Here is a 22,006-nt window from a genome sequence, read left to right as displayed (position 1 = left end):
TCAGTCACTGAATATGCTGGCTGGCCCACCGCATTCGCGAGCAAGCCCGCTCCCACATTTTGATTGGGTCCTGCCCCGCAAGATTCATCGTCCTGTCATCCCCATGCCGCCAAACCGTCATTGCCCGAGCCCATCCTGAACTCCCCTTACTCGCATTGGGAGACTCGAAATGGCTCGGCAATACGAAGAAAGCAACAGCACCGTCAAGACTCGCCGCCAGCAGGAAGACCAGCGCCGCATGGCCTTCCGTCGCGCAATTGAAGACCGCTGCGATCAGCGTCAATTGCAACAGAGCATCAGTGACTATCCGGAACTCCACTGGCAGGCACCCGCAGTTGCCCAGCGAAGCGCTCAGCCAGCGCGCTGATCTGCAGCCGCTCGCTGCGGATAAAGCCCAGGAATGCATGGGCCACCGGTGACAGGCGCTTGGCCTTGGCCTGCACCAGGCACCAACTGCGGTACAGCGGCAGTTCTTCCACCGGCAGCTCCCTGAGCCCGCCGGTGGCCAGTTCCAGGTTGACCGCGTGGCGCGTCAGCAGCGCCACGCCCAACCCGGCGGTCACGCACTCGCGCTGCGCCTCGGCCGAAGACACTTCCACCGTCTGGGTGAAGTGCACGCGCTTCTCCTTGAAATACTCTTCGCACGCCATCCGCGTGCCGGACCCCGGCTCGCGCAACAGCAGCGTGTAAGGCTCAAGGTCCTGCAGGCGCAACGGCCCTTGATGGCTCAGCGGATGATCGTGGGGTGCCACCGCGACAATCGGGTTGTTCAGGAACGGCAGGAATTCCAGGCCCATGTCCTGGGGCACCATCGACATGATCACCAGGTCGTCGCGGTTGTCTGAAAGCCGGCGAATCACCTGGGCGCGGTTGACCACCGTCAGGTGCAGGTTGACCTCCGGATGCTGGCGCTTGAAGGCGGCAAACAGGTGCGGCACGAAGTACTTGGCGCTGGATTCCACCGCCAGTTTCAGCTGGCCCTGCAATGAGCCCTGCATGTCGGAGAGTTGCATATCGAGGTTTTCCAGGCGGCCGAAAATGTCCCGGCTGGCCCGTTGCAAGGCTTCAGCAGCTTCAGTCATATAGAGCTTTTTGCCGACGTAATCGAACAATGGCTGGCCCAGCAGCTCTTCCAGCTGCTTGATTTGTAGGCTAACGGCCGGTTGCGTGAGGGACATTTCCTCGGCTGCGCGGCTGTAGGAACGCAAATCACAGACTTCATTGAAAATCTGCAATTGACGCAATGTCATACGCATCAATGACTTACGCATTGTTCAAACACTCACGCCGACCCTTGATGCGACGACTATAAGTCTTTGCTTATACACAACCCAATAATTATTGATTTTTGTTAATCCCTGCATGGGCATAGTGTGTGTCACGCGACTGCCATGAAACATTTGGTCACGCGCCGACCCGCTTCCAGGGTCGAAGTAGGTAGCAATCGGCTCAAGGGAATTTCCAAGTGATAAAAAAGATCCTGATCGCCAACCGTGGTGAGATTGCCGTACGTATCGTGCGTGCCTGCGCCGAGATGGGCATTCGTTCGGTCGCGGTCTATTCCGATGCCGATCGCCATGCCCTGCATGTAAAGCGTGCAGATGAAGCCCACAGCATCGGTGCCGAGCCATTGGCCGGTTACCTGAACCCGCGCAAGCTGGTGAACCTGGCGGTGGAAACCGGTTGCGACGCGCTGCACCCCGGCTACGGCTTCCTCTCGGAAAACGCCGAGCTGGCAGACATTTGCGCCGAACGTGGGATCAAGTTCATCGGCCCGTCCGCAGAAGTGATTCGCCGCATGGGCGACAAGACCGAAGCCCGCCGCAGCATGATCAAGGCCGGCGTACCGGTGACCCCGGGCACCGAAGGCAACGTTGCCGACATCGCTGAAGCCCTCACCGAAGGCGACCGCATTGGTTACCCGGTGATGCTCAAGGCCACCTCCGGTGGTGGCGGTCGCGGTATCCGTCGCTGCAACAGCCGTGAAGAACTCGAACAAGCCTTCCCCCGGGTAATTTCCGAAGCCACCAAGGCCTTCGGTTCGGCGGAAGTGTTCCTGGAAAAATGCATCGTCAATCCCAAGCACATCGAGGCGCAGATCCTCGGTGACAGCTTCGGCAATGTGGTGCACCTGTTCGAGCGCGATTGCTCGATCCAGCGCCGTAACCAGAAGCTGATCGAGATCGCCCCTAGCCCCCAGCTGACCCCTGAACAGCGCGCCTACATCGGCGACCTGTCGGTGCGCGCGGCCAAGGCCGTGGGCTACGAGAACGCCGGCACCGTGGAGTTCCTGCTCGCCGAGGGCGAGGTGTACTTCATGGAGATGAACACCCGGGTGCAGGTGGAACACACCATTACCGAAGAAATCACCGGCATCGACATTGTGCGTGAGCAGATCCGCATTGCGTCGGGCCTGCCGCTGTCGGTCAAGCAGGAAGACATTCAGCACCGGGGTTTTGCGTTGCAGTTCCGCATCAACGCCGAAGACCCGAAGAACAACTTCCTGCCCAGCTTCGGCAAGATCACCCGTTACTACGCACCCGGCGGTCCCGGCGTGCGTACCGACACGGCGATCTACACCGGCTACACCATCCCACCGTTCTACGACTCGATGTGCCTGAAGCTGGTGGTGTGGGCGTTGACCTGGGAAGAAGCCATGGACCGCGGCCTGCGCGCCCTGGACGACATGCGCCTGCAAGGCGTGAAGACCACCGCCGCCTATTACCAGGAAATCCTGCGCAACCCGGAATTCCGCAGCGGCCAGTTCAACACCAGTTTTGTGGAAAGCCACCCTGAGCTGACCAACTACTCGATCAAGCGCAAACCCGAAGAGCTGGCCCTGGCCATCGCCGCCGCCATCGCCGCCCACGCAGGCCTGTGAGGAATATAAGAATGAGCAAGAAGATCTTCGTAACCGACACCATCCTGCGCGACGCCCACCAATCGTTGCTGGCGACCCGCATGCGCACCGACGACATGCTGCCGATCTGCGACAAGCTCGACAAAGTCGGCTACTGGTCCCTGGAAGTCTGGGGCGGCGCGACCTTCGACGCCTGCGTACGCTTCCTGAAAGAAGACCCGTGGGAGCGCCTGCGCAAACTGCGCGCGGCGTTGCCCAACACGCGCCTGCAAATGCTGCTGCGTGGCCAGAATCTGTTGGGCTACCGCCACTACAGCGACGATGTGGTCAAAGCCTTCGTCGCCAAGGCCGCTGTCAACGGTATCGACGTGTTCCGCATCTTCGACGCGATGAACGACGTGCGTAACCTGCGAGTGGCCATCGAAGCGGTAAAAGCCGCCGGCAAACATGCCCAGGGCACCATCGCCTACACCACCAGCCCGGTGCACACCATCGAGGCGTTCGTGGCCCAGGCCAAGCAAATGGAAGCCATGGGTTGCGACTCGGTGGCGATCAAGGACATGGCCGGCCTGCTGACACCATACGCCACCGGCGAGCTGGTCAAGGCGCTGAAGGCCGAGCAGAGCCTGCCGATCTTCATCCACTCCCACGACACTGCGGGCCTGGCTTCGATGTGCCAGCTCAAGGCCATCGAAAACGGTGCCGACCATATCGACACCGCCATTTCCAGCTTCGCCTGGGGCACCAGCCACCCGGGTACCGAGTCGATGGTCGCGGCCCTCAAAGGCAGCGAATTCGACACCGGCCTCAGCCTGGAACTGCTGCAGGAAATCGGTTTGTACTTCTACGCCGTGCGCAAGAAGTACCATCAGTTCGAAAGCGAATTCACCGCCGTCGACACCCGCGTGCAAGTCAACCAGGTACCGGGCGGGATGATTTCCAACCTGGCCAACCAGCTGAAAGAGCAGGGCGCGCTGAACCGCATGAGCGAAGTGCTGGCCGAAATCCCGCGGGTTCGTGAAGACCTTGGCTTCCCGCCGCTGGTCACCCCGACTTCGCAGATCGTCGGTACCCAGGCGTTCTTCAACGTGCTGGCCGGCGAGCGCTACAAGACCATCACCAACGAAGTGAAGCTGTACCTGCAAGGCGGCTACGGCAAGGCGCCGGGCATCGTGAATGAAAAACTGCGGCGCCAGGCCATCGGCAGCGAAGAGGTGATCGACCATCGCCCGGCAGATCTGCTGAAGCCGGAAATGACCAAGTTGCGCGGCGAAATCGGCGCGTTGGCCAAGTCCGAAGAAGACGTACTGACCTACGCGATGTTCCCGGACATCGGGCGCAAATTCCTTGAAGAGCGCGACGCTGGCACCTTGAGCCCTGAAGTGCTGTTGCCGATTCCTGAAGCCGGCGGCGTGGCCCGTGCCGGTGGTGAAGGTGTGCCGACCGAGTTCGTGATCGACGTGCACGGCGAAAGCTATCGCGTGGACATCACCGGGGTGGGCGTCAAGGCCGAAGGCAAGCGCCACTTCTACCTGTCCATCGACGGCATGCCGGAAGAAGTGGTGTTCGAGCCGCTCAACGAGTTTGTCAGCAGTGGCGGCAGCAAGCGCAAGCACGCCACCGCGCCAGGCCATGTCAGCACGGCGATGCCGGGCAACATCGTCGACGTACTGGTCAAGGAAGGCGACGTGGTGAAGGCCGGCCAGGCTGTGTTGATCACTGAAGCGATGAAGATGGAGACCGAAGTACAGGCGTCGATCGCCGGCAAGGTCACCGCCGTACACGTGGCCAAGGGCGACCGGGTCAACCCGGGTGAAATCCTGATTGAAATCGAAGGCTGATCAACAGCCTTCGAAACTACCGCTTAAACCTCGGGGGGGCATGTGCCCCCTTTTTTTTGCCCGCAATAATCAGAACGCCAGGGTCCACTGGCCCAGCAAACCCTGGTTACGGCTGTGGGTGCCGACCTCGGCGGTATAGGCCAGGCCCACGGTGTGCCGGGTCGACAGCGCCAGGTCCACCCCGGTGTGCAGCGCCAGGCTGTCGCGGTCCAGGGAGGTCCCTTCGATGGTGAAGTCACTGTTGAAGCCCGGCCGTTTTACCCACGCGGAGGACTGGCGCACGGTGCTGCTCACGTCACCGTAGAGGTGCTTCCAGCCTGTGCTCAGGTGCGGCTTGAGGGCCATCTGGTTGTCCAGCGTAAAGGCACTGGCCAGGCGCAAGCCGAAGGTGCTGCTGAGGTTTTCCTGGGTCTGGGCGCCGACATTCAGCGCTGTAAAGCCGCCTTTTTCCTTGTAGCGGTCGCGGTGATAGCGCTGGTAGCCGATCCCCGCATAGGGTTCGATGCTGAAACTGCCCTTGTCCAGTTGATAGCCCAGCTCGGCGAAAGCGTTCTGGCTTTGGGCGTTGTATTTGCCTTTGGACTGCTCGCGGCGCTCAACGAAATCAAAGTCTACGGTGCGTTGGGTTTGGCCGGCATGGCTGCTGTAGATCGCCCCCAGGCGCAGTGCAAGGGGGCCGTCCTGACGCACGGCGTAACCGCCGAGGTGCCAGCTGTCCAGTTCGCCTTTGAAGCGTTTGGCGTTCAGGTCGCTGGCGGACTTGGCGCCCATCACACCCACCCGCCAGGCATCGTCCACTGCCCAGTCGCCGCCCAGCATCAGGCCTTGGGTGTGTTGCTGCAGGCCCACGCTACCGTGCTGTCCTTCAAGCTTGCCAGCGTTGCCCAGGGCCTGGAGCCATACGTGGCCATTGCCTTCGGCATCCGTAAGGTTGCGTTCGTCGCCTGTCCGGCGCATGACTGAAAGCAGGCTGCTGTTGAGCTGTTTCATGCTGTCTTGAGTGGCGGCGCCAAGGTTGGCGTTCTGGCTGCCTGCCAGTTGCTCCAGAACTGCACCCACACGGCCCGGTGCCAGCCTGCCAAGTTCCCGGGCGATATTGTCCAGTTCGTACTCTTGCCACTCATTGAGTTCGCCCGACTTGATGAGGGTGTCCACGGCAGAGTCCAGTACGCGGGCAACCTGCTGGCCGTTACGGGTGGTGGCGTGGTCGGTAAAGTTAAAGTCGGGAGTGGGCTTGGGTGGCTTGGGGCGCTGGTGGCCTTGCTGGCCGGCCTCTGGCGCCGGGATGAACCACTCGCTGTCTGGATCGATGTCCCCTCGCGCCTGGACGAATTGAGCGTTGGTGGCACCCAGCGCGAAGGTGATGGCGAGTGCGAGTTGTTTCTGAAGGAGTGGCATGCAGGTCCGACCTCTTGATGTATGAGGTCGGGAAATCTAGCGGGGTAAAGGGCGGATAAATGTCAGGCCATCCACCCTTTGCCTGCCAGAGATGTCTCTAGTGGGCCGCGATTAAAAACTCATCTGCCATTGCCCGATCAGCCCGTGATTGCGGCTGTTACTGCCTATTTCGCCGCTGTAGCCCACGCCGAGGGTATGGCGTGCCGACAGGCCTACATCCAGCCCGGCTTCCAGCAACAGGCTGTCGCGGTCCAGGGCGCTGCCTTCGACGTTGAACGCGGTGCCGCCCATCAGGAAGGCCTGGCGGGTGCTGCTGTCTACGTCGCCGTAGGTGTGCTTCCAGCCGGCGCTGACCCGCGGTGTGAGACTGATGCCGTTGTCCAGCTGGCTCAAGTGCGCCAGGCGCAGGCCGAAGGTGCTGCTGAAATTGTCCTGGGTTTGCCCGTCGACATGCAGGGCGGCGGCGCCGCCTTTTTCGTTGTAGCTGTCGCGGTGGTAGCGCTGGTAGCCGAGGTTGGCGAACGGCTCGGCGCTCAGGCGCCCGCTGCCCATGGCATAACCCAGTTCGGCGAAGGCTTGTTGGCTGTCGGCGTCGTAGTCACCTTTGGGCCGATCGTTGAAACCGTCAAAGGCCACCGTACGTTTACTGTCTCCCTGGTGCCCGCTGTACGCAGCACCCAGGCGCAAGGCCAGCGGTCCGCTCTGGCGCATGGCGTAGACGCCGGCGTGCCAGCTATCGACGCTGCCGTCGACGCCGGTGGTGTCCAGGTCGGTCTTCGAATAACCGCCCAGCACGCCCACGCGCCAGTCCGAATCGAGCGCCCAATCGGCCCCCAGCACGCTGCCTTTGGTGCGCTGGGTCAGGCCATTGCTGCCGTGGTCGCCGTCGAGCTCGCCGTAGCTGCCGATGCCTTGCAGCCACAGGCGGCCCCGGGCATTGGGATCGTTGAGGTTGCGGGCTTCGGCGGGTACGCCGGTGGCGGCCAGTACGGGGGTGTCTTTTTGATCAAGGCCCACCAGCAGTCCGGCACCGCCGCCCAGTTGGTGCATGGCGTTCAACATGCTGTTGCCGACCTGGGCGCTGGCGCCGAGGGTGGCACTGGTCAGGTTGGCGGTGCTGCTGCCCGCCAATTGCTCGATGGCGGCACCGGCGCTGCTGTTGGTGGTGTTGAGCAAGGCGTTGTACAACGCGTTGTTCTTGCCCAGGCTCGCCAGGGCGTTGGCGGCGCGGGTGCCGTTGCCGGTGTTGGCGAACTGATTGAACGCCACGTCATTGCGGGAATAGGTCAGGCCGACCTGGGTAGGGCTGTAATCCAGTGTGGGGGTGAGGAAGGCATAGTCGCTGGTGACCTTGCCGAACGTGCCATTGATGCTGCCGGCCTGCAGTACCGTGTAGTGGCTCTGCCACGGGTAGGTGCCGGTGCCGGGATTGACCGCCAGGGTCGCGCCATTCAGGTACGCGGTGCCGCCGACCTGGACCGGTGCGCTGCTGCCGTCGGCGTTCACGCCATAGGCCAGGGTCGAGCCGCTGGTCATCGTCAGGTCGCGGGTGATGCTGGCGGTGCCGAGGGCGGTGCTGGTCTGCAAGGTGCCTTTGACCAACAGGCTGCCGACACTGCCGCCACCGGCATAGATACCGCCTTCATCGACGGTCAGGTTGCCAGCGATCCCACCCTGGTTGATCAGCTTGGCGCCGCTGAAAATCTCGCCGCCGTCGCTGAAGTCGCCGCTGCCGGTGAGGGTCCAGGTGCCTTGCTTCACGTCCAGCCATTCGAAGTTGCGGCTGTCGCCGAAACTGCCGCCGGCGGCGTCGTCCATGATCACGCGGTCATATCCGGTGCCGCCATCCACCACGCCGACAAAGCGGCTGCCGCCGAGCAGGGTCAGCGTGTCATCGCCGCCGCCCAAATCCAGGGCCAGGCCGTTGCTGCCGCTTATCACGCCGGCGTTGACCACCGTGTCGGCAAACTCGCCTACGAACTTCACGCCAAAGCCGTTCAGGCCCTGAATGGTGCCATGGTTGATCAGGGTGGTTGCAGCGAGTCCCGGGCCGTCGCTGCCGTCGTCCACTAGCACCGCGTTGTTGGCACCGCTTACCAATGCACCCACGCCGTTGAACACGTAGCCACCGCCGAGGGCGATGCCTTCGCTGCCGTTGGCAAAGCCGTTCTTGTCGACACCGCCGGCGCCGACGCCCTGGATGATGCCGTAGTTTTCAATGTGGGCGATCTTGTCGATGTCCACGCCGTCACCGTCGCCGTCCGGCTGCAGTCCGGAAAATGCGCCGGTAATAGTGCCATGGTTGATCACCGTGCCATCGCCGTCGGAACCAAAACCCGAGCCGTTGCGGCCGATTACCGTGCCGTAGTTGGTCAGCGTGGCGCCCAGGTCGGTGGTGATGCCGTGGCGGCCGCCGGAGATGAGGCCGTAGTTGGTGACGGTCACGCCAGTAGCGGAGTCGATGTCGACGCCGTCGAATTTGTCATCGCGCGAGTGGGTGTCGCCGGTGGAAATCTCGCCGTAGTTGGTGATCGTAGCGTTGCCGCCGGTCTTCATGCCGTCGCTGGCGTCACCGCGAATCAGCCCGCCCTGGCGGTTGATGATAGTGGTGGTGACGTTGGAGCTGCGGATCGCATCCAGGTCCAGCCCTTGGCCGGTGGCGGAGCGAATGGTGCCGCTGTTGTCGATCAACAGGCTGCCGCTGGCGAAATTGCTGTCGATGCGCAGCGCGTCGTTGGCGCCCTGGATCACGCCGCCGGCTCGGTTGTAGATGCTGTAGTTGCGCGTACCGGTGAGGCTGCCGCTGCTGTCGATGGCCCGGCCACCCGTGGAGGTAATGCTGCCGGAGTTGTCGATCACCACGCCATTACCGGTGGTGCCGTCCTTCAAGGTCACCGCGACTTTGGAGGTGGTGATACTGCCCGGTGCCGAAATCGTCAACGAGTCGCTACCGCCCAGGGTTTGCCCGGTGGTGGTGGGCGTGTCGATCTGCAGCGTCTTGGTTGGCGTGGGCGCCGCATCGACAAAACCGCTGCTGACCAGCAGGCCGAGAGTGAGCGCAAGGCGCTGGGGCGAAGGGGGCATGGCGGGCGACCTTGTTTTTGGAAAAGAGTCGACCTGTATAGCGGAGGTTTTTTACAGAATGATGGCGAGGAGGTGACGGGGATTGAAATGAGCCTGACGGTTGAAGAACGAACCCGGTTGATCGAAAGCATTCAGGATGCATTGGCCGAGGGAACGCTGGAAATAGCCGAGGCGGTACGCCGGCTGCGAACGGAAGTCACTGGGCTGCATCAGAGCCAGTTTGCCAAGATGTGCAAAATCTCCGTACGCACGCTGGTACATATCGAACATGGCGAGGGCAATCAGACGCTGAAGTCGTTGAACGCAGTGTTCAGGCCGTTTGGGTTGAAGATGGGAGTGGTGAAGGTTCGCAGAAGCTTGTAGGAAAAGGCGATGGCGTGGTGTTTGATCGTGAGCAAGTATTTCAAGGTATAGATGCTCGCCTATTCGCCTCGGCTGAGCACAAGGCCCGGATACGCTGAAGATACAATGTGGGAGCCGGGCTTGCCCGCGATGACGGTGGGTCAGTTGATACATTTGTGACTGATACACCGCTTTCGCGAGCAAGCCCGCTCCCACATTTGTCAGGGGGTGGCAGGGTGGCTTAGGTACGGCACTCCACCAGCGTTTTCAACTGTCCCGAACCGGTCTGGTTTGCATCCGACAGCCACGCTTCAAACCCGGCCCCAATCGCCGGCCATTCCCCATCCAGGATCGAATACCACGCCGTATCCCGGTTCTTTCCCTTCACCACCGTGTGCTGGCGAAACACCCCTTCAAAACTGAAACCCAAACGCTCGGCGGCGTTTTTGGAGCGGGCGTTGGCGTTGTTGCACTTCCACTCCAGGCGACGATTGCCCAGCTCGAACGAGTGCCTGGCCAGCAGGTACACCGCCTCGGTGCTTTTCGGTGAACGTTGCATCGGGGCGCCGAAGGTTACGTGGCCGATTTCAATGCGGCCTTGCTCGGGCACGATGGACATCAGGCTGAGGATGCCTTGCACCTCGTCGCTGGCCTTGTCGATCACACTGAAGAAGTACGGGTCGCTGTGGGACGCGTGGTTGTTCAGCCAGGCATCGAAGGCGGCGCGCTCGGGGAATGGGCCGTAAGGCAAATAGTCCCACAGCTTCGGATCCGCGCCGGGGCCTTGCAGGGCGTTGAACAGGTCATCGCCGTGGCGGGCCGGGTCGAGTTTTTCCAGGCGCACGAAGCGCCCGTCGATAAGGGTGACGGTGGGCGCCGGGACACCTTTCCAGTCGGCCAATGATGTCGTCATGCTGTGCTTCTCCTTAAAGACCTTTGCGAAACTGGATAAAACCGGGGCGTTCGGCGATGCGTTCGTACAGCTGGATGGCGGTGGCGTTGGTCTCGTGGGTCAGCCAGTGGACCTTGCAGCAACCGTCGGCCTTGGCGGTGGCGTAGACGAATTCGATCAGCTTGCGGCCGACGCCGGTGCCGCGCTGGGCCGGATCTACCAGCAAATCCTGCAGGTAGCAGGAGTTCTCGATGCTCCAGTTGGAACGGTGGTAGATGAAATTGACCATGCCTATGGCCTTGCCGTCCTGCCAAGCCAGGGCCGAGTGGGTCGGCTCATTGGCGTCGATCAAGCGTTGCCAGGTGTTCTGGCTGACGGCGTCGGGCAGCTCGGTGTTGTAGAAGCGCAGGTAGGCTTGCCACAGGGGCAACCAAGCGGCGTGGTCGGCGGCGCTGACCTGGCGGATTTCGATCTGGCTCATGATGGCTCCTTGGGAATAAAGCGGGCGAGGGTCTGGTCGCGTACGTCGGTGCTGGCAGCCAGGCCGTCGCGAACACCGGCGATGTCCGCCGGGCTGCGGTTCTGGCTGAGTTTGCGTTTGCCTTCCAGGCGTTGGATCGGCAGGGCAAAGCCGACAATGGCCTTGAGCATGCCGTCGATGTAGTCGGCCGGGGCGTCGCTGACTTTCCAGGGTTGGGCGCGATTGCCTTCATGGCGGTCGGTGAGGGCGCTGACCAGTTCGAGCAGGCGCTCGGCGTCGGTGAACACTTCGCCGGTGCCGTATGCGTGTACCGCGATGTAATTCCAGGTCGGCACCACTTTGCCGTGTTCGGCCTTGGCCGGGTAGAACGACGGACTGACGTAGGCCTCGGCGCCGGCAAAAATCACCAGGGCCTCGCCGCCATTTTGCAGGTCCTGCCATTGGCGATTGGCCTTGGCCATGTGCCCGTAAAGGGTGCCGTTGGGCCCTTCATCCGGGTTGAGCAGCAGCGGCAAATGGCTGGCTTGCAGGCCTTGTTCGCCCAAGGTCACCAGTTGCGCCAGGCGCGTGTGCTGGATCAGTTGCTGGATTTCGGGCAAGTCATCGAGGGCAAAGGCGCGTGGTGTGTACATGAAGATTTTCCTTGGCGAATGCCTGCATCCTAGGCAGGCTATTGGTTCGTTGTAAGAGCCATCTACAGTCAATTTTATAGGTCCAATTCCATGCCTGCGTTAGAACCACCGCTCTCGTTCAACCCGGCGGGTATCGAGTTGGACCGACGCCAGGGACTCACCCGCCAGCTCTATCAGGCGCTGCGCCAGCGAGTATTGGATGGCCGGTTGGTCAGTGGCACCCGGCTCCCCGCCAGCCGTGACCTGGCGGCGGCACTATCGATTTCGCGCAACAGTGTGGTTCGCGCTTACGACCAACTGTATGCCGAAGGATTTATCGAAGGCCGCGTGGGTGATGGCACCTATGTGGCGCAATTGCCGCAGACGTCGACGCCCGCAAAAAAACTATCCACAAAAGTGTCCACAGGGTTATCAACAGGCTTATCCCCAGGTTTATCCACAAAGCGCCCGGATTTACCTGTGTTTTCGTCCAGTCAAGTTATCCACAGCGGTGCGCTGGCGCGGGTGGAAAACAATCATTTGGCGCTTCCGCCCAGTGGTCCGCCGAGGGCTTTCAGGGTGGGCGTACCGGCTTTCGATCTGTTCCCGTTTGACGCGTGGGCCAAGCTGAATGCGGCTTTCTGGCGCAAGCCGGACTTGCAGCAACTGTGTTATGGCGACCCGGCGGGCGACGCGCGCCTGCGTGGATTGATTGCGGCCTATCTACGCAGTTCTCGCGGAATGCAGTGCACGGCTGAGCAAATAGTGATCACCAGTGGCGCGCAGCAGGCAATCAGCCTTTGTGCACAGCTGCTGGTGGAGCCCGGCGATGAGGTTGCCATCGAGAATCCGGGGTATCGGGCAGCAGGCCATGCGTTCGCGGTGGCGGGTGGCCAATTGCATGGCGTGACGGTGGACAGCGAGGGCATCGACTGCGCTGCCTTGAACCGCCTCGGCGGTTGCCGCCTGGCCTACGTCACCCCGTCCCATCAATACCCCACCGGCGTGGTGATGAGCCTAACCCGGCGCCTGGAACTGCTGGCCTGGGCCGAGCGTACGGGCGGCTGGATCGTCGAGGATGACTACGACGGTGAGTACCGCTACAGCGGCGCGCCCCTGGCGCCACTGGCGGCCCTCGATCGCACGGGGCGGGTGCTGTATGTCGGGACTTTCGGCAAGGTGGCCTTTCCGGCGCTGCGCCTGGGCTACCTGGTGTTGCCGGCCGGCCTGGTCCAGGCCTTTGCCCGGCGCCGCGCGGTGGATGTGCGCCACTCGGAAGTCAGCACCCAGGCGGTGATGGCGGAGTTCATGGCGACCGGGCATTTCCAGCGTCATGTACGCCGCATGCGCCGCGCCGCGCAGAGCCGGCTCAATGCGCTATTGGCCGAATGGCCCGCCGGCGTTGAAGGTGTTGGCCGCCTGCCGTCGGTGGCGGCCGGGCTGCACCTGACCGTGCGGGTCGACAGCCTGGCGCGGGAACAGGCGCTGATCCAACAGGCGGCGGCAGTGGGTGTGGAGGTCAATGGCTTGAGCAGCTATTGGCTGCCGGAGTCACTCACGCCGCAGGATCAGCGTGCCGGATTGGTGTTGGGGTTTGCTGCCGTGCCCGAGGCGCAGATCAGCCAGGCGTTGAAGCGCTTGGGCCAGGTTTGGCGCGCGCCGGTTGCGCACTGAGGCGCAACCGGCGGCAACCGATCAGGTGCCGGACTTGATCTTGGTCCAGGCGCGGGTCCTGGCTCGTTCGGCGTCACGTCCCAGGGGCTTGAGGGTATACAGCGTGGCCATGGCCGCCTCGGTCGGGTACAGGTTGGGGTTGTTGCGAATCGCCGGATCCACCAACCCGGTGGCGTCCTTGTTGGGGTTGGGGTAACCGACAAAATCGCTGATCGGCGCGATCACGCCCGGTTGCAGCAGGTAGTTGATAAAGGCGTAGGCGTCTTCCGGGTCCTTGGCGCCTTTGGGGATGGCAAGCATGTCGAACCAGATCGGCGCGCCTTCTTTGGGTAGCCGCATGTCCACGGTCACACCGTTCTTGGCTTCCTTGGCGCGGTTGGCGGCCTGGGAGAAGCTGCCGGAATAGCCGACCGCCACGCAGATGTCGCCGTTGGCAATGTCAGCCATGTACTTGGACGAATGGAAATAGGTGATGTACGGGCGGATCTTCATCAGCAGTGCTTCGGCTTTGACATAGTCCGCCGGGTTGCTGCTGTTGGGGTCCAGGCCCAGGTGTTGCAATGCCAAGGGCAGGATTTCCGACGGCGAATCCAGCAGCGCCACGCCGCATTGCTTGAGCTTGCTGATGTTCTCGACGTTGAAGATCAGGTCCCAGCTGTCCACGGGGGCGTTCGCCCCCAGCGCGGCCTTGACCTTGTCCGGGTTGAAGCCGATCAGGATGGTGCCGTACATGTAGGGCACGGCGAATTTATTGCCGGGGTCGTTGGCCTCGATCAGCTTCATCAACTTGGGATCGAGGTGGTTCCAGTTGGGCAGTTTGCTGCGGTCCAGCGGCTGGAACACCGAGGCTTCGATCTGCTTGGCCAGGAACACGTTGGAGGGCACGACCACGTCATAGCCGGAGTTGCCGGTCAGCAGCTTGGCCTCCAGGGCTTCGTTGGTGTCGAAGATGTCGTAGACCAGCTTGACGCTGGGGTTCTGCGCCTTGAAATCTTCCAGGGCCTTGGGCGTGATGTAGTCGAACCAGTTGTAGACCCGCAGGGTTCTTTCTTCGGCGTGCGCGGCCCCGCTCAGCACGGCGGCGCAGAGGACGAGATGCTTGAGCATGTTCATTGGGCGAATCCCTCAAAACCTTCGAGAACGTTGACGGCATTGATGCCGATTTCTTCCACGGCGTAGCCGCCTTCCATCACAAACAGCGTCGGTTTGCCGAGGCGGGCGATTCGCGCGCCCATCGCCAGGTAGTCGGGGCTGTCGAGCTTGAACTGGGAGATAGGGTCGTCCTTGAAGGTGTCGACGCCCAGCGAGACCACGATGATGTCGGCGCCGTAGCGCTCGATATCCCCGCAGGCCTGCTCCAGGGCGGCGCTCCAGCGGTCCCAGCCAGAACCTGCGGGCAACGGATAGTTGAAGTTGAAACCCTCACCGGCGCCTTCGCCCAACTCGTCGGCGTAGCCCAGGAAGAACGGAAATTCCGCCTCCGGATGGCCGTGGATCGAGGTGAACAGCACATCGTCGCGCTCGTAGAAAATCGACTGGGTACCGTTGCCGTGGTGGTAGTCCACGTCGAGGATGGCCACCTTTGTGTGGCCCTGGTCGAGAAACGCCTGGGCTGCGATGGCCGCGTTGTTGAGGTAGCAATATCCGCCCATCAAGTCGCTGGCGGCGTGGTGCCCGGGCGGACGGCACAGGGCGAAGGCACTGCGGGCGCCTTGCTGGATCGCCTGTTGCGCGGTGAGTGCAACTTGCGCCGCGCTGTAGGCCGCTTGCCAGGTGCCGGCGGTGATCGGCGCGCCGCCGTCGAAACTGTAATAGCCGAGCTGGCCGTGCAGGCTGGTGGGGATGACCCGGCGCAAGGTGCGTGCGGGCCAGGTGTAGGGCAGCAAGTCTCCGTCCTGGCCAAATGCCGTCCAGCGTTGCCAGGCGCCTTTGAAGAAGTCCAGGTACGCGGGGCTGTGAATACGTTGCAGCGGCGCCAGGCCAAAATCCTCAGGCGCTTGCACCGGGCCCAGTTCGCGGTCCTTGACCCGTTGCAACACATGGTCGGCGCGCGAGGGCATTTCAAAACAGGGCATCAGTTGCCCGTCCATCAACTCGCACCGGCCATGGTGCAGGTGGTGATCGTCCGAGTAGATCGTCAGCATATTGTTGTTCTCCGCAGCCTGAATCGGTGAGTCCAGTCTTGCGGCGGGTGGGATTAATGAGAATGGCAGGAGCGGCCAAAAGGGGATAAATATGGCCAAAGTGTGTGACCGCAATTCGCCCCGAAATGGCGCGGCCGTGCCCCAGCAAGTGGCTTCAGGGGCGGAACTGGCTGGGTGCGACGCCGCTCCAGCGGACAAAGGCGTGACGGAAACTCGCGGTTTCGCTGAAGCCCAGCGCCTCGGCAATTCGGTAAATGGGCAGCTCATCCTCGCCCAGCAATCGCTTGGCCCGCTCGAAGCGTAGCTCGTCCAGCAACTCCTGATAGCTGCAGCCCAAGTCATGCAGGTGCCGGCGTAGCGTGCGCGGGGAGCAGTTCATCTGCTCGGCCAGGCCGTCGAGGCCCGGCGCGGCGCTGAGTTGGCTGGCGAGCAGGTGGCGAATCTTGCCCAGCCAGGCCTGGCGCCCGGTGAACTCGGTGTTTTGCTTGCGGCAGCGCTCGGCCATGGCCTGGTGGGTGACGGCGTCGGCTAATGGCAGGGGCTGGTCCAGCCAGCTTCGGTCGAAGGCAAACGCGTTGGCGATGGCGCCGAATTGCAGCGGGCAGGCAAAGATTTCGGCGTACCGTGCGCGGTAATCCGGGGCGTCGTGTTCAAAGCGCGCCCCCAGCAGCGGCAGGGCATGCCCCAGCAGGTCGTCGCAGATCACCTTCAACGAGGCCAGGCAGAGTTCGACGTTGAACGTTTCCAGCGCCGGATTTTCCCGGTAATCCGCGGCGCTGAACCAGATGCGCGTGCCGTCTTCCTCAAGGTCCAGCTCGAAAAGTGTTCCCAGCAGCGCCGGATACCGCAGCGCCAGGCGCAAAGCGTCACCGAAGGTGGCACTGGTGAGCAGTGCGTAACCGAGCATGCCATAGGAAGAAACGTGCATTTGCCGGCCCAGCTCCAGGCCGATATCCCTGCGCAGGGCCACGGCGTTGGCGCACACGCGCATCTCCTGGTTGGTGGTGATGCGGGTGTCGGCGCGGCTCAAGTCCGCCGCGCAAATACCGCTGCCGGCCAGCAAGGCCTCGGCGGGTTGGCCTTCGGCCTTGAAGGTATTGAGCACCAACGAGACGGCATTGAGGGTGGTGAGGTGGGAGTGCAACATGGGTGCTTCCAGCCAGGGGATGGCTGGAAGAGGAGCAAGTTATATGCCGGTCAGCTCAGTTCGCCGCACAGGTCGAGTTCGACCAGGCGGCAGATTTCGGCGGTGTCCAGCCCGGCGCCGATCAACGCATTGAGCTTGCCGAACGCGGCTTCACGGGTCATCCCGCCACCTGACAACACCCCGACGCCCCGCAAGCGGCTGCCGGCCTCGTACACGTCCAGCTCCACACCGCCTTCATGGCATTGGGTGATTGCCACCACGACCACGCCGTTATCCTGCGCGCGCTGCAGGCTGGCGAGGAACTGTGGGTTGTCGCTCGGCCCGGTGCCGCTGCCGAAGCATTCCAGCACCAGCGCCTGGATGCCGCTGTCGATCAACGCGTCCAATTGCGCGGCGGCGATGCCCGGCACCAGTGGCAGCACACCCACATTGGCCAGCGCCTTGGCCTGGCGGTAATGCAGCGCCGCCGGAATCATGTCCGCCTTGGCGACGCCGCCGTTACGCTGCAATGCGGCAAACGGGTGGCGACCAAAACTGCGGATCTTCGCGCAACGGGTCGGGGCCATCAGTGCGCCGTGGAAGTACAGTTGCACGCCCGGCGCCAGGCCAGCGCCCAGGGCTGCCAACGCACCGCTGACGTTTTCCCAGGCATCGCTGTCGGGCACACCGGCCGGCAGCATCGAGCCGGTAAACAGCACCGGCGCGGGCAGGCCCAGCAGTTGGAAACTCATGGCCGCGGCGCTGTAGGCCAGGGTGTCGGTGCCGTGCAGCACCAGTACGGCGTCGCAACCCTCGTCCACCGCCTCAACCACGGCGGCGCGCAGGCGCTGCCAATAGGCGGGGGTCATGTTCGCACTGTCGATCAGCGGGGACATTTCCCGAAAGCGCCAGGCTGGCATATTCAGTTGGGCGAGGGCTTCGCTCATGCGCGCTTCAAACCCCGAAGCGGGGGCCAGGCCGTTGGCGCTGGCCTGCATGCCGATGGTGCCGCCGGTGTAGAGCACCATGACGTTGTTGGCTGGTTGCATTGAAGAATCTCCTGAACGAAAAACGCCGCCGGGCCCAGAGCATGCCCAAGGCCGGGCGGCGTGTCATCTATCTAGGTTTAGCGTTGCGCTTGAGCGTTCAGTTCTGCGGTCGCTTGAGCGGCTGGCTCAGGCTTCACCGGATTTGCCGGCCAGGCCTTGCGGTCCAGGTCCAGGTCCGGGAACTTGCTGGAATCAAACACCGGGGTCTTGATGCCCGCAGCACGCTGGCCGTCGTAGTCATTCAGGATGCGCATGGCGATCTTGAACAGGAACGCCAGGGCGAACAGGTTGACGAACGCCAGCATGGTCATGGTGATGTCGGCGAAGGCAAACACGGTGCTCAGGTTCTCGATGGAACCCCAGAAAATCAGCACCAGCACCAGCGCACGGTAGCCCATCAGCACCTTGCGGTTGTCGCCCACGATGAAGCGCAGGTTGCTCTCGCCGAGGTAGTAGTTGTACATGATCGAGGTGAACACGAACAACGCCAGGGCCACCGAGATGAACATCCGGCCCCAGTCACCCACCACCGCCGCCAGGGAGTTCTGGGTCAGGGCAATGCCGTCGCCTTCAAAGCCCGGGGTGTAGAAGCCCGAGAGCAGGATCAGCAGCGCGGTGCAGGTGCAGATGACGAAGGTGTCGAGGAACACGCTGAACGCCTGAACCACGCCTTGGGCGATCGGGTGTTCAACCGAGGCGACTGCCGCCACGTTAGGCGCACTGCCCAGGCCGGCTTCGTTGGCGAACACGCCGCGTTTCACACCCATGATGATCGCGCTGCCCACCAGGCCACCGAAGGCCTGGTCGAGGCCGAAAGCGCTCTTGACGATGGTCGCGAGCATGGCCGGCACGTGGTCGAATTGCAGCACGATCACGTACAGGGTCACCGCGATGTAGACCAGGGTCTTGACCGGTACCAGCAGGTCGGCGATAGAGGCGATACGCTTGATCCCGCCGATGAACACCAGGCCCAGCAACACCGCCAGGGCCAGGCCGGTGTAGGTGGTGTCGAGGCCAAACGCGTTGTTCAGCGAGTGGGTGACGGCGTGGGCTTGCAGGCCATTGAAGGCGAAGCCGAAAGTCACCAGCAGCAGGAACGCCATCACCATGCCCAGCCAGCGTTTGTGCAGGCCGTGCTGGATGTAATACGCCGGGCCACCACGGTAGGTGCCTTCAGCGTCGGTGCGTTTGTACAGTTGGCCGAGGGAGCACTCGATAAAGCTCGAAGACATGCCCACCAGTGCGGTGACCCACATCCAGAATACGGCGCCCGGGCCACCCAGGGTCACGGCAATGCCGACGCCTGCGATGTTGCCGGCACCCACGCGCCCGGCGAGGCTGAGCATCAGCGCCTGGAACGAACTGAGCTGGCCGGCGCTGCTTTTCAGGCTGTCGCGAAACACCGAAAACATGTGGAAAAAGTGACGCAACTGAACGAAACGCGAGCGGATCGTGAAGTAACCACCGAGCCCGACAATGAGCACGATCAATACTTTCCCTGAGAGGAAGTCGTTGATGACTTCTAGCATGGAGTGTTCCTCGCTGATTTTTCTAATGGCAAACGCAGGACGGTCCGACGCATCGCTCGGCACCAGGCAGTGCACGACGCTTCGACCCCAATCCTTTTGCGGGTGTTGTTATTCATGCGGTTTCGCGCTTCCCAGGGTCTCGTTACCGACGACCGCTGACGCGAAGAGGGGCGGCACTATACCTAGGAGTGGGTGATCCGTCTGCACGAGGCGATTAAAGGTTTCAGCCAAGGCGTTACGGGCAAGGCGGGTTTGTTGGGCGATCTTGGAGTTTTTATTGGCGTCATTTCACAACCTTGAGGCAAAAAAAAGGGCCTGAAGAACGAGCCTTCAGGCCCTCAAAAGGTGAGAGGTGTCTAGTCCCTCAACCTGGTGAGCGGTGCAACAAACGCTTAGGCCTTCAGAGGCACCAAGCGTGGGGCAATCATGTTTTCGGGGCGCAGGATGTCGTCGAGCATGGCGTCGTCGAGCAAGCCTTCTTCGCGCACCAGTTCCAGCACGCCGCGGCCGCTTTCAAGGGCGATACGGGCGATGCGGGTGGCGTTTTCATAGCCGATGTACGGGTTCAGCGCGGTGACCAGGCCGATGGAGTGTTCCACCAGCTCGCGGCAGCGGGCTTCGTTGGCGGTGATGCCGACGATGCAGTGCTCGCGCAGCATGTCCATGGCGCGTTGCAGCAGGCGGATCGAGTCGAAGATCTTGTAGGCGATCAGCGGCTCCATCACGTTCAGTTGCAGCTGGCCGCCTTCGGCCGCGATGGTCAGCGCCAAATCGTTACCGATGATTTGGAACGCCACCTGGTTCACGGCTTCCGGGATCACCGGGTTGACCTTGCCGGGCATGATCGAGCTGCCTGGCTGACGCGCCGGCAGGTTGATTTCGTTGATGCCGGTGCGCGGGCCGCTGGACAGCAGGCGCAGGTCGTTGCAGATCTTCGACAGCTTCACCGCGGTACGCTTGAGCATGCCGGAGAACAGCACGAAAGCGCCCATGTCGGAGGTGGCTTCGATCAGGTCGGCAGCCGGTACCAGCGGCTGGCCGCTGATGGTCGCCAGGCGCTGGACGGCCAGGGCCTGGTAACGCGGGTCGGCGTTGATGCCGGTACCGATGGCGGTGCCGCCCAGGTTCACTTCGGTCAGCAGCTCAGGCGCCAGGGTCTTCAGGCGGGCCAGGTCTTCACCGAGGGTGGTGGCGAAGGCACGGAATTCCTGGCCGAGGGTCATCGGCACGGCGTCTTGCAGCTGGGTACGGCCCATTTTCAGGACGTGGCTGAATTCTTCACCCTTGGCAGCGAACGCCTGGATCAGGCTGTCGAGGCTGGCCAACAGCGCGTCGTGGCCCAGCAGCAGACCCAGGCGGATCGCGGTCGGGTACGCGTCGTTGGTCGACTGCGCCATGTTCACGTCGTTGTTGGGGTGCAGGTATTGGTATTCGCCCTTGCTGTGGCCCATGGCCTCCAGCGCGATGTTGGCGATGACTTCGTTGGCATTCATGTTGGTTGAAGTGCCAGCGCCGCCTTGAATCATGTCCACCACGAACTCTTCGTGGAAATCGCCGCGGATCAGACGGGCACAGGCTTCGCTGATGGCAGCGTGCTTGGCTTCGCTGAGTTGGCCCAGCTCGCGGTTGGCGTCAGCAGCTGCCTGCTTGACCATTGCCAGGCCGACCACCAATTTCGGGTAATGCGAAATCGGAACGCCCGAGAGACGGAAGTTGTTCACCGCTCGCAGGGTCTGGATGCCGTAATACGCTTGAGCGGGTACTTCGAGTACGCCAAGCAGGTCTTTTTCTGTGCGGAAAGATGCAGCGGAGGACATGACGGAAATCATCTCGATATGGACCCGGGCTAGGCCGGAACGCTGTGAATGCTAGGCTTGCAGGAGATTTTGGGCCAATGCTGTTAAACACTGGCCTATGCATAAACGGCATAATGTCGGTGTGACCCCGTTACCATGACGGACGTGTGTGCCAAAATGGTGCGTGCCCCGGGAGGATGTGATGAACCTTGAAAGCAAATGGCTGGAAGACTTTAGCGCCCTGGCTGCCACCCGCAGCTTCTCCCAGGCGGCTGAGCGGCGCTTCGTCACCCAGCCGGCGTTCAGTCGGCGCATCCGCAGCCTGGAGGCGGCGCTGGGGCTGACCCTGGTCAATCGCTCGCGCACGCCGGTCGAACTGACGGCGGCGGGGCAGTTGTTCCTGGTCACCGCGCGGACCGTGGTCGAGCAGCTCGGCGAGGTGCTGCGCCACCTGCATCACCTGGAAGGCGGGCAGGGTGAAGTCATGCAAGTGGCGGCGGCGCACTCCCTGGCCCTGGGTTTCTTCCCGCGCTGGATCGCGCAGTTGCGCAACGAAGGGCTGAACATCGCCACGCGGTTGGTCGCCACCAACGTGGGCGACGCCGTGCATGCGCTGCGTGAAGGCGGTTGCGATTTGATGCTGGCGTTCTACGACCCGGATGCGGCGATGCAGATGGACCCGGAGATCTTCCCGTCGCTGCACCTGGGCAACACCGAGATGCTGCCGGTGTGCGCCGCCGATGCCGACGGCAAGCCGCTGTTCGACCTGGAAGGCGAGGGCAGCGTGCCGCTGCTGGCCTACAGCGCCGGAGCTTTCCTGGGGCGGTCGGTAAACCTGCTGCTGCGCCAGCGGGCGCTGCGCTTTACCACGATTTACGAAACGGCCATGGCCGACAGCCTGAAAAGCATGGCCCTTGAGGGCTTGGGCATTGCCTGGGTGCCGCAGTTGAGCGTGCGCGCCGAGCTGGCCCGGGGTGAGCTGGTGGTGTGCGGCGGCCCGCAATGGCATGTGCCGCTGGAGATCCGGTTGTATCGCTGTGCGTTGGTGCGCAAGGCGAACGTGCGGTTGTTGTGGCGCAAGCTGGAAGGCGGCGCGGCGCAGAATACCTGAGCCCACACAGATCAAATGTGGGAGCGGGGTTTTTTTTGAAAGAGGGGTGTTCGTCCCCCCACCCCTTT

At 62.6% G+C, this 22,006-nt stretch carries 18 protein-coding genes; 6 read left to right on the top strand and 12 right to left on the bottom strand.

Features of this window, described 5'->3' with window-relative positions:
• Positions 1–169: 169 nt before the first annotated feature.
• Positions 170–367, top strand: coding sequence for a PA3496 family putative envelope integrity protein (locus tag ACW9I6_RS19430; protein ID WP_250884778.1), 198 nt, complete (start codon positions 170–172; stop codon positions 365–367).
• Here the strand turns inward: ACW9I6_RS19430 and ACW9I6_RS19425 are convergent.
• Positions 297–1,271, bottom strand: a complete 975-nt coding sequence (locus ACW9I6_RS19425; RefSeq protein WP_102604039.1) for a LysR family transcriptional regulator — start codon at positions 1,269–1,271, stop codon at positions 297–299. The two genes, ACW9I6_RS19430 and ACW9I6_RS19425, sit on opposite strands and share 71 nt — an antisense overlap.
• Before the next feature lie 194 nt (positions 1,272–1,465).
• Between ACW9I6_RS19425 and ACW9I6_RS19420 the strand changes: the two genes are divergently transcribed.
• Together ACW9I6_RS19420 and oadA are read left to right on the top strand one after the other, a co-directional pair.
• The gene (locus tag ACW9I6_RS19420) at positions 1,466–2,881 is read left to right on the top strand and encodes an acetyl-CoA carboxylase biotin carboxylase subunit (RefSeq protein ID WP_003213442.1); all 1,416 of its coding nucleotides are present in this window, start codon (positions 1,466–1,468) and stop codon (positions 2,879–2,881) included.
• Between the two features lie 11 nt (positions 2,882–2,892).
• Positions 2,893–4,701 carry a sodium-extruding oxaloacetate decarboxylase subunit alpha gene (gene oadA, locus ACW9I6_RS19415; RefSeq protein ID WP_003213440.1) on the top strand — a complete coding sequence of 603 codons (1,809 nt, stop codon included), beginning with the start codon at positions 2,893–2,895 and terminating at the stop codon, positions 4,699–4,701.
• Between the two features lie 69 nt (positions 4,702–4,770).
• On the opposite strand, the gene ACW9I6_RS19410 is transcribed toward oadA, so the two are convergent.
• Entirely contained in the window at positions 4,771–6,099 is a 1,329-nt protein-coding gene (locus ACW9I6_RS19410; RefSeq protein WP_177050697.1) for an autotransporter outer membrane beta-barrel domain-containing protein, read from the bottom strand.
• A 111-nt stretch (positions 6,100–6,210) separates the two neighbouring features.
• Positions 6,211–9,183 (bottom strand): autotransporter outer membrane beta-barrel domain-containing protein, encoded by a 2,973-nt coding sequence (locus ACW9I6_RS19405; protein ID WP_457339677.1) that lies wholly within the window; start codon positions 9,181–9,183, stop codon positions 6,211–6,213.
• 87 nt (positions 9,184–9,270) lie between these two features.
• Between ACW9I6_RS19405 and ACW9I6_RS19400 the strand changes: the two genes are divergently transcribed.
• Positions 9,271–9,546: a helix-turn-helix domain-containing protein gene (locus ACW9I6_RS19400; RefSeq protein ID WP_087694596.1), complete on the top strand. Its 276-nt coding sequence runs from the start codon at positions 9,271–9,273 to the stop codon at positions 9,544–9,546.
• A gap of 220 nt (positions 9,547–9,766) precedes the next feature.
• Here the strand turns inward: ACW9I6_RS19400 and ACW9I6_RS19395 are convergent, their stop codons facing one another.
• From ACW9I6_RS19395 to ACW9I6_RS19385, 3 genes are read right to left on the bottom strand one after another with little or no spacing between them, the layout of a single operon-like run.
• The gene (locus tag ACW9I6_RS19395) at positions 9,767–10,438 is read right to left on the bottom strand and encodes a GNAT family N-acetyltransferase (protein WP_177050706.1); all 672 of its coding nucleotides are present in this window, start codon (positions 10,436–10,438) and stop codon (positions 9,767–9,769) included.
• A 13-nt stretch (positions 10,439–10,451) separates the two neighbouring features.
• Positions 10,452–10,898: a GNAT family N-acetyltransferase gene (locus tag ACW9I6_RS19390; protein WP_087694598.1), complete on the bottom strand. Its 447-nt coding sequence runs from the start codon at positions 10,896–10,898 to the stop codon at positions 10,452–10,454.
• Positions 10,895–11,530: an FMN-binding negative transcriptional regulator gene (locus ACW9I6_RS19385; protein WP_177020310.1), complete on the bottom strand. Its 636-nt coding sequence runs from the start codon at positions 11,528–11,530 to the stop codon at positions 10,895–10,897. The genes ACW9I6_RS19390 and ACW9I6_RS19385 overlap by 4 nt, the downstream gene beginning before the upstream one ends.
• 90 nt (positions 11,531–11,620) lie before the next feature.
• Here ACW9I6_RS19385 and pdxR point away from each other — a divergent pair, with 90 nt between their 5' ends.
• On the top strand, positions 11,621–13,183 hold the full coding sequence (pdxR, locus tag ACW9I6_RS19380) for a MocR-like pyridoxine biosynthesis transcription factor PdxR (RefSeq protein ID WP_457339676.1): 1,563 nt from the start codon (positions 11,621–11,623) through the stop codon (positions 13,181–13,183).
• Between the two features lie 21 nt (positions 13,184–13,204).
• Here the strand turns inward: pdxR and ACW9I6_RS19375 are convergent, their stop codons facing one another.
• The 6 genes from ACW9I6_RS19375 to aspA all read right to left on the bottom strand — a co-directional run bounded on the left by ACW9I6_RS19375 (position 13,205) and on the right by aspA (position 20,848).
• Complete coding sequence (locus ACW9I6_RS19375; RefSeq protein WP_093203570.1) at positions 13,205–14,296, bottom strand: polyamine ABC transporter substrate-binding protein; 1,092 nt, start codon at positions 14,294–14,296, stop codon at positions 13,205–13,207.
• A complete protein-coding gene (locus ACW9I6_RS19370; RefSeq protein ID WP_008439485.1) occupies positions 14,293–15,327 on the bottom strand; it encodes a histone deacetylase family protein in 1,035 nt (344 codons plus the stop codon). The genes ACW9I6_RS19375 and ACW9I6_RS19370 overlap by 4 nt, the downstream gene beginning before the upstream one ends.
• 154 nt (positions 15,328–15,481) lie before the next feature.
• Positions 15,482–16,474, bottom strand: coding sequence for an AraC family transcriptional regulator (locus ACW9I6_RS19365; protein ID WP_003213421.1), 993 nt, complete (start codon positions 16,472–16,474; stop codon positions 15,482–15,484).
• A 50-nt stretch (positions 16,475–16,524) separates the two neighbouring features.
• Positions 16,525–17,502, bottom strand: a complete 978-nt coding sequence (locus ACW9I6_RS19360; protein ID WP_457339675.1) for an asparaginase — start codon at positions 17,500–17,502, stop codon at positions 16,525–16,527.
• A 77-nt stretch (positions 17,503–17,579) separates the two neighbouring features.
• On the bottom strand, positions 17,580–19,031 hold the full coding sequence (locus ACW9I6_RS19355) for an alanine/glycine:cation symporter family protein (RefSeq protein ID WP_003213417.1): 1,452 nt from the start codon (positions 19,029–19,031) through the stop codon (positions 17,580–17,582).
• Positions 19,032–19,423: 392 nt separating this feature from the next.
• Entirely contained in the window at positions 19,424–20,848 is a 1,425-nt protein-coding gene (aspA, locus tag ACW9I6_RS19350; protein WP_003213415.1) for an aspartate ammonia-lyase, read from the bottom strand.
• Positions 20,849–21,029: 181 nt separating this feature from the next.
• Between aspA and ACW9I6_RS19345 the strand changes: the two genes are divergently transcribed.
• Positions 21,030–21,938, top strand: coding sequence for a LysR substrate-binding domain-containing protein (locus ACW9I6_RS19345; protein ID WP_003213413.1), 909 nt, complete (start codon positions 21,030–21,032; stop codon positions 21,936–21,938).
• The last annotated feature ends 68 nt before the right edge of the window (positions 21,939–22,006 follow it).

The sequence above is a fragment of the Pseudomonas sp. SDO5522_S412 genome (genome assembly GCF_054071215.1).
Note: the sequence above shows the minus strand (reverse complement) of the source record. Positions and strands in the feature narration are given on the sequence as shown.